Genomic DNA, 6,572 nt, shown 5'->3' with positions numbered 1-6,572 from the left:
CTACCTCGCCGGCCTCCACCTCCGCGCCTCGATGATCTGGGTCAATGACCTCCTGCAGGCAACTGATTGATCACAACCACACACAGGCCCTAGTACGACTGGGCCCTGATCAGCCACCCGGTCCCACCGGCGCTCTCGATCCGGGCGATGAGCAGTGCTGGTGGCTACTGGTGCGACGTCACCGGCGCACCGGGGAGCCGGCGTTCCATCGCTGCTGTTCCTCCGAGATCGTGCCGCTGCGCAAGCCGGGAAGGGTCTGGCCGGGCTCAACGAACACCAGGTTCGGCGCCGGACTTCCTGGCAGCGCTGGACACTGCTCGCGATGCTCGCCCACGCCCTGCTCGCCGTGATCGCCGTCAGTGAGCACACCGAGCAGCCCGCCGCGGACGGCTGGAGTACCGGAAGTAGGTGCACCTCGCCACCCAATGAGACAGATTGCCGCTCTCTGAAGATCAATCATGCCGCTTTGATCGGGACCCCCCGAAGGCCCCGCAGCGTGAAGTCGGGGCCGAATTCGATATCGCCCGCGATCTCGTACTCCGGCAACTTGTCCAGCAGCCGATTCAACCAAATGCGCATCTCCATCCGAGCCATATGAATTCCAAGGCAAATGTGAGGCCCGAAACCAAAGCCAATATGTGCTTTACGGAGACGGAAGATGTCGAAGGAGTGCGGGTTGTCCCAGCGAGCGGGATCGCGATTCGCGCAACCCAGAAGAGCCACGACTGCGGAACCCTCGGGGATCGTAAAACCCTCGACCTGCGACTCGTCGCTACAGGCAAAGCGCAAAACCGACTGTGTGAGAGTCGACCAGCGGTGGACCTCCTCGAGTGCGGCTGGAACAAGCGACCTGTCGGCGACCAGTGCGCGACGTTGGTCAGGATGGCGTCCCAGCGCATACAACATCATCGCCATCACCTGTGCCGTACTCTCATTCGCCGCAACCGTCAACATCGTCCCGTTTGCCAAAATTTCCCGATCAGGCATGGACGGCGCGAAATCGTCGAACACCATCTGGGACATAAGCGATCCATCACACACCCCCAGCGCACGGTGCTTTTCGATGAGGCCGCCGATGTACGAGTTCAAAGCAACTGCTGCCGCACCGCCCTCGGCGACAATCTCTTGACCCCTCGGAGTCGGGTCCAGCCGTGCGCCGAGAACCGCCGCCGTTGCGTCACTCCATTTGATGAAGTCTTCGTACACGTCCTCTTCGGCGCCCAGCAATTGGGCAGTGACAACAGTGGGGATAATCCGCGTCATCTCCGCGAGAGCGTCGAGAGATTCGCCGGATCGAAGGCGTTCAACGAATTGATCCACGTATACGTCCACAACTCGCTGTATCCGCGCCGCCCAGTCGGCCTCGACAGCCTTGCGCTCGAATCCTGGCTCCCAGATTTCGCGGACCGTCTGATGCCGTGCACCATCAGTGCCGAGAAAAGTCGGTCCGCCGAACGCTTTCTCCATCTCCGGGAGCACGTTTGCAGAGTTGAAATGGCGGATGTCACCAAGCACTCGCGCGCAGTTGTGATGCGACGTGATCATGTACTGATCGTGATGAGAGTTATAGACAACCGGCCCCAAAGCTCGCCATGCAGCCATGGTCTCATAGGGGTCCTGCACGAAGTCAGGATCAAGCATGTTCAAGTCCACGGTGGGACATTCCGCCACTGCAGAGTTCATTGCACGTCCTCTCCCTGGTCGGGATCGATATCACCGGGTGTCATTGCGGCCAACACATGTTCAGCGGGAACGTTGTAGCGGTGGGCATCAAGCGTGTGTAGCTGGGACAAGCGGATGAGCTCATCTTTGTCAGTCGCCTCGATGAGACCTCCGCACATCGGGCAGCTCACTTCAAGGCCGGCGTCCATGGCCGCACCCTCTTCCGGTTCGTCGCTGAACAGACCCTAGCGTTCCGCCGTGACGCCTCATGAATGACCTCGACTCTGGGATGCCGCATCGACGCGCAGCGGTCGAGTGCGTTCGGAACGGAAGTCGAAGAGCACACGCCTCACACAGTCGGCTATCTCGGCGACGTGCTCGTGTATGAAGAAATGACCTCCGGTCAGGACCTTGATCTCGAAGGATCCCGCTGCATGTCCTCGCCAAGCACTCGCTTCCTCGAGCGACACGCTCGGATCGCGATCGCCGGTTATTGCCATGATCGGCACGTTCAACATCGTCTCTGTTGTTGGCGCACGATAAGTCTCGACGGCCCGATAATCGCCACGGATCACGGAAAGGATCAGGGGTCTCATCTCGTCATCGTCGAGAAGAGCTGGGTCGGTTCCACCCAGCGATCGAAGGTTGGCAACGATACTGTCATCATCGGCCGCATGAGAATCCTCATCACGATGACACGATGGGGCGCGGCGCCCAGACGCGAACAACGCGAGCGGCGCGCGTCGATTATCTCGCTCGAAGCGACGCGCTACCTCAAACGCCACCACCGAACCCATGCTGTGACCGAAGAATGCGAGTGGCTGCGTTTCCCACGGGATCAACGCCTCACAAATCTCATCGGCGAGCTGGCCAATGTCCTCGATCAAAGGCTCGTGACGGCGGTCCTGTCGCCCTGGATACTGGACTCCGAGCACCGAGATATCCGGTTCGAGCGAGTTTGCCAGCGAGTGGAAATACCCTGCGGAACCGCCCGCGAACGGAAAGCAAACGAGATGTACTTGACTGCGCTGAGCTGAGCTTCGCAGCGGCCTGATCCATGATCCGCCACTCGTGGTTGATGCGTGCACGATCCTTCTTTCTCAGGCCACGCGACCGGCAACACTTCTGATCGCCGAGAATTGGAATCTGAAGCAATCGATGCACGACCACGTGGTCAGCGCCGGCCGCGGGAAGCACTGCGATCCGACGCGCGACGGCGGCCTCAGGGCGTAGCTGTCCAGTCTACTGATTGAATGGGCTCTGCCCTGCCGGAAATTCGAAGGTACCGACTTCCGGCCTGGTCAACGGGATCACTTTGCGACTGGAGAACTTCCAGATCCCATCCTCGCGAACGTATTCATCCTTGTAGTACGCGGTAGCCCGAGAGATCCCGCCGGCCCGCACATCACCCTGGGCGAAAACATGGCAGTTACCAGACGCTCGGGATTCGAGAATCTCGTTGATGACATGATTGACCGTCATGTGGCAAAGATTCTCCATCTGTCCGTAGATGTCGACTTCGAAGTGATGCCGAATCTCGTCCTTCCCCGTGAATTTTCCCAGCCCGAAGTCTTCTTCGTCGAAAACCGGGCTGGCGTCGCTCCACAGCTCCATCAAAGAATCGAACTGGCGAGTATCGAGTCGATAAGCATATTTGGCCGTCAGCTCAATGATATCGAGTCGATCGACCATGAGAGAGAATGCGTTTTCCGTCATCATGAGGAAGCCTCCGGTGACTTGTTCGCGCCTGAGACGCTGACAGGATTTCGGTTGATCAATGAGCGACGTCTTATTCGTGGACCGGCACCAACTCCTATCGAATTTTGTTGGGAAGCATCATTCCGGCGTCCACGGGAAGAGTGATTCCAGTAATGTGACGTGCCTCGTCCGACGCCAGATAGAGCACGGCGTCGCTGACCCCTTGCGAGTCCAGCCAGCCGATGGGCAACGCGCTCATTTCTTTCATCACATCGTTTGCAGCCTCCGGTGTCGGATCGGAGACTTCGGGCAGGAAGAGTTTTCGCATCGGAGCATTGTTGACCATCGGCGTGTCGACATTTCCCGGATTGACCGAATTCACGCGTATGTTGTGTGGTGCCAGCTCTAGCGCCAAGGCACGCATCAATCCGACCACGCCGTGCTTGGATGCGGTGTAGTGCGCCATGGTCGGCACGCCGATCAACCCCGCTGTCGAGCTGATGAAGACCAGTGATCCGCCTTCATTCCGTTCGATCATGTGGGGAATCACCGCTTTGACGGTTTTCCACGATCCTGTCAGATTGACGTCAATAATTTCTTGCCAGGCTTCATCGGAAAGTTCCCATGAGAACCCGAAGCTGGACATTCCAGCATTTGCGCACACGACGTCGATATGACCGAACTCAGCTATCGCCTCATCGACGACACCCTGCAATTCCGTGAAGTTGCGCGTATCCGCCTGGCGTGCCAGGATCCGCCGGCCCAGCTGTTCGACCAGTTGCGTCGTCGAGGCAAGATCTTGACTTTCCGCTCCTGGATACGGCGCGGTTTCGAGGTCTGCGCACAGGTCAATAGCTACGATGTCTGCCCCTTCTTGGGCAAGTCGCACCGCATGCGAACGTCCCATTCCACGCGCAGCGCCAGTAACCAATGCGACTTTCCCGGCGACCCGGCTCATTTCTCAACCTCCACGTCAGAAAACAAAGCTCTCCAATTCGCGGCGAAATGCCCTAAATCCTGAACTTGAGTACCCTCACCTCATCACGTCACCGCGGGATCGTTCACTCAGCAGCGGCAAACATGATCAGTTTCACGTCGGCTCCTTCTACCTTACCGAGATCGTAAGGGCGCCAAGCCATGAAACCTGTTTGGCCGAGGTACCGGCCACTGGTACCCACACTCGGATAGTAGGCCCAGTCCCCTGACAGGAGTGACCCGAGATCGATCCAACCGGCAACCCGGATCGTTCCGGACCCGTCCTCGAATACGACTTCGTTGGTCAGGTAAGCCATGAACTGCTTGTCGGATTCTCGCTGATAGAGAATCTTGTAGCCACCTGAGGTGGTGGCCACTTTTTCACCGGACTTGGTGAACAGGGCGTGCTCGTAGATACCACCCTGGCCGACCTGGATGTTCTGAAAGTCCTCGATATCGGTGGTGGCGCTGATCGTTGTCTCGACCAGTTCCTCGTAGCTGTTGATCACGGATTCGACCCTTTCTTGATTGAGTGTTTCAGGCCTTGCGATAGACGTCTTTGAGCACGATCTTCCCGTCGCTCAGGATGAAGAGGTCAACACCACGATTGACCACCTTTCCGTCATCGGTCTCCACGGTCCACCGAACCAGCCCCATCTTCTCGCCGAACATGATCGGTGATTCGAACTTCCCGTCGACCCCAGAGGCGATCATCTTTTCGCGCATCGCGTTCATACTGGTGATCAGATCGCCGATCTGATCCTTGGTGTGGACCGTCCCGAGTCCGTCTCCGTCGGGCGTGATCCACTGCCCGTCATCGGCGAAACATTCGACGGCGGTCTCGATGTCGCCGGCACCCGAGCTCTCGAAGAATCGGTCGATCACTTCTGCTGACATGGGTCCGCTCCGTTCTCGTCGTTGACGGTGTTCATGGGTCATGCGTGCAACCTGACCGGTAGCCGCTCCAAACCACGGAACTGCAGGGTGTAACGCCAGGTGAGTCGTTCCAGTGGCTCGGCCGCCTCCCAGTGCGGGAACCTGTCCAACAGCCGGGCCAGCACGATTTCGCCCTCCAGTCGTGCCAGCGGCGCGCCGACACAATGATGGATACCGTGACCGAAGGCCAGGTGCGTAGCAGCATTACGGCGGATGTCCAGCCGGTCCGGCTCCGCGAACCGATCCGGGTCTCGATTCGCCGAGGACAGCGCCAGAAACACCACCTCGCCGGCGGGGATAACGGTATCGCCGACCTCCACCGGTTCGGTGGTGTAGCGCAATGTAGAAAGGTTCAACGGGCTTTCATAACGCAGGAATTCTTCCACTGCGTTCGGTATGAGGGTGGCATCCCCGCGCAACAGCTCCAACTGTTCGGGATGCTTCAGCAGAGCGTACACCGAGCTGCTGATCAAGTTCGCGGTGGTCTCGTAACCCGCGTTCATCATCAGGAAGATGGTGGAAAGCAGTTCGGACTCTTCGAACCGCTCCTCGTTGTCCGGATCGATCATCGCGTTGATCAGGTCGTCTGCGCCGTCATGGCTGCTCGCTTTCTGGTCAACCAGGGTCCGGAAATACTCGAGCGACGCCATGTAGGCCTGATACTTCTCCGACGGCTCCGAGTCGACACTGGTCAGCGCGCGGTTCCACCGGCGAAGATCGTGGTGGGCGGCGCGAGGTACGCCGAGCAACTCGCCGATCACCGCAATGGGGATGGCCATCGCCACCGACTCCACCAGGTCGATCTCGGCTCCCGTCGGGATCGCATCAAGCAGCTCGTCGGTGAGTTCCTCGATGCGCGGCCGCAGATTCAGTGTCCGGCGCATCGTGAACGCCCTGCTGAACATCCGGCGCAACCGCGAGTGTTGCGGCGGATCGCTGAACAGCATGCTCTCCGACGTGATCGACGCGCCCGAGACGTCCTCCGTGCTGTGCTTGGCGATGATCGGTGCGGCACCCCCGGCCGCCTTCGAGAGTCTGGGATCGGCCAGCAGCCGACGCACATCGCTGTATTCGGTGACCAGCCACGAACGCAGGCCTGTGCTCAATGTCTTGATGACGAGCCGCTGAGGACCCGTCCCGGCGCGCATCTCGTGGTAGGTCAGGTACGGGTCCTGGATGAAGTCCCAGCTCAACAGGTCGGCCTCGGCTGTCTCGGTGCCGGAGGTGTAGGGCTTCGTGGAGTCAGTCATGAGGGGGCGTCCCTTGTGCTCAAGTGGCGAAACGAGGGAATCAACTGATCT

At 59.3% G+C, this 6,572-nt stretch carries 8 protein-coding genes and 1 pseudogene; 1 reads left to right on the top strand and 8 read right to left on the bottom strand.

All coding sequences use genetic code 11. From position 1 onward, the window contains the following. Window positions 1–140: 140 nt before the first annotated feature. Window positions 141–388, top strand: a pseudogene (locus ACWGJY_RS33175) (IS701 family transposase); the annotation flags it as partial. 68 nt (window positions 389–456) lie between these two features. Here the strand turns inward: ACWGJY_RS33175 and ACWGJY_RS33170 are convergent. From ACWGJY_RS33170 to ACWGJY_RS33135, 8 genes are all read right to left on the bottom strand, one after another. Beyond that, the gene (locus ACWGJY_RS33170) at window positions 457–1,683 is read right to left on the bottom strand and encodes a cytochrome P450 (protein ID WP_453264586.1); all 1,227 of its coding nucleotides are present in this window, start codon (window positions 1,681–1,683) and stop codon (window positions 457–459) included. After that, window positions 1,680–1,871: a hypothetical protein gene (locus tag ACWGJY_RS33165; RefSeq protein WP_453264585.1), complete on the bottom strand. Its 192-nt coding sequence runs from the start codon at window positions 1,869–1,871 to the stop codon at window positions 1,680–1,682. The genes ACWGJY_RS33170 and ACWGJY_RS33165 overlap by 4 nt, the downstream gene beginning before the upstream one ends. A 57-nt stretch (window positions 1,872–1,928) precedes the next feature. Then, window positions 1,929–2,750: a thioesterase II family protein gene (locus tag ACWGJY_RS33160; RefSeq protein ID WP_453264584.1), complete on the bottom strand. Its 822-nt coding sequence runs from the start codon at window positions 2,748–2,750 to the stop codon at window positions 1,929–1,931. A 154-nt stretch (window positions 2,751–2,904) separates the two neighbouring features. Continuing rightward, complete coding sequence (locus tag ACWGJY_RS33155) at window positions 2,905–3,381, bottom strand: nuclear transport factor 2 family protein (RefSeq protein ID WP_453264583.1); 477 nt, start codon at window positions 3,379–3,381, stop codon at window positions 2,905–2,907. A 94-nt stretch (window positions 3,382–3,475) separates the two neighbouring features. Then, the gene (locus ACWGJY_RS33150) at window positions 3,476–4,318 is read right to left on the bottom strand and encodes a mycofactocin-coupled SDR family oxidoreductase (protein ID WP_453264582.1); all 843 of its coding nucleotides are present in this window, start codon (window positions 4,316–4,318) and stop codon (window positions 3,476–3,478) included. Window positions 4,319–4,421: 103 nt separating this feature from the next. Then, a complete protein-coding gene (locus ACWGJY_RS33145) occupies window positions 4,422–4,844 on the bottom strand; it encodes an allene oxide cyclase barrel-like domain-containing protein (protein WP_453264581.1) in 423 nt (140 codons plus the stop codon). 28 nt (window positions 4,845–4,872) lie between these two features. Beyond that, window positions 4,873–5,232, bottom strand: coding sequence for a nuclear transport factor 2 family protein (locus tag ACWGJY_RS33140; RefSeq protein WP_453264580.1), 360 nt, complete (start codon window positions 5,230–5,232; stop codon window positions 4,873–4,875). A 38-nt stretch (window positions 5,233–5,270) separates the two neighbouring features. Next, on the bottom strand, window positions 5,271–6,521 hold the full coding sequence (locus ACWGJY_RS33135) for a cytochrome P450 family protein (protein WP_453264579.1): 1,251 nt from the start codon (window positions 6,519–6,521) through the stop codon (window positions 5,271–5,273). Between the last annotated feature and the right edge of the window lie 51 nt (window positions 6,522–6,572).

It is taken from the genome of Streptomyces sp. NPDC054765 (assembly GCF_053612065.1).
The sequence above is the reverse complement of the archived record's forward strand: the minus strand, read 5'-3'. Positions and strand labels throughout refer to the sequence as shown.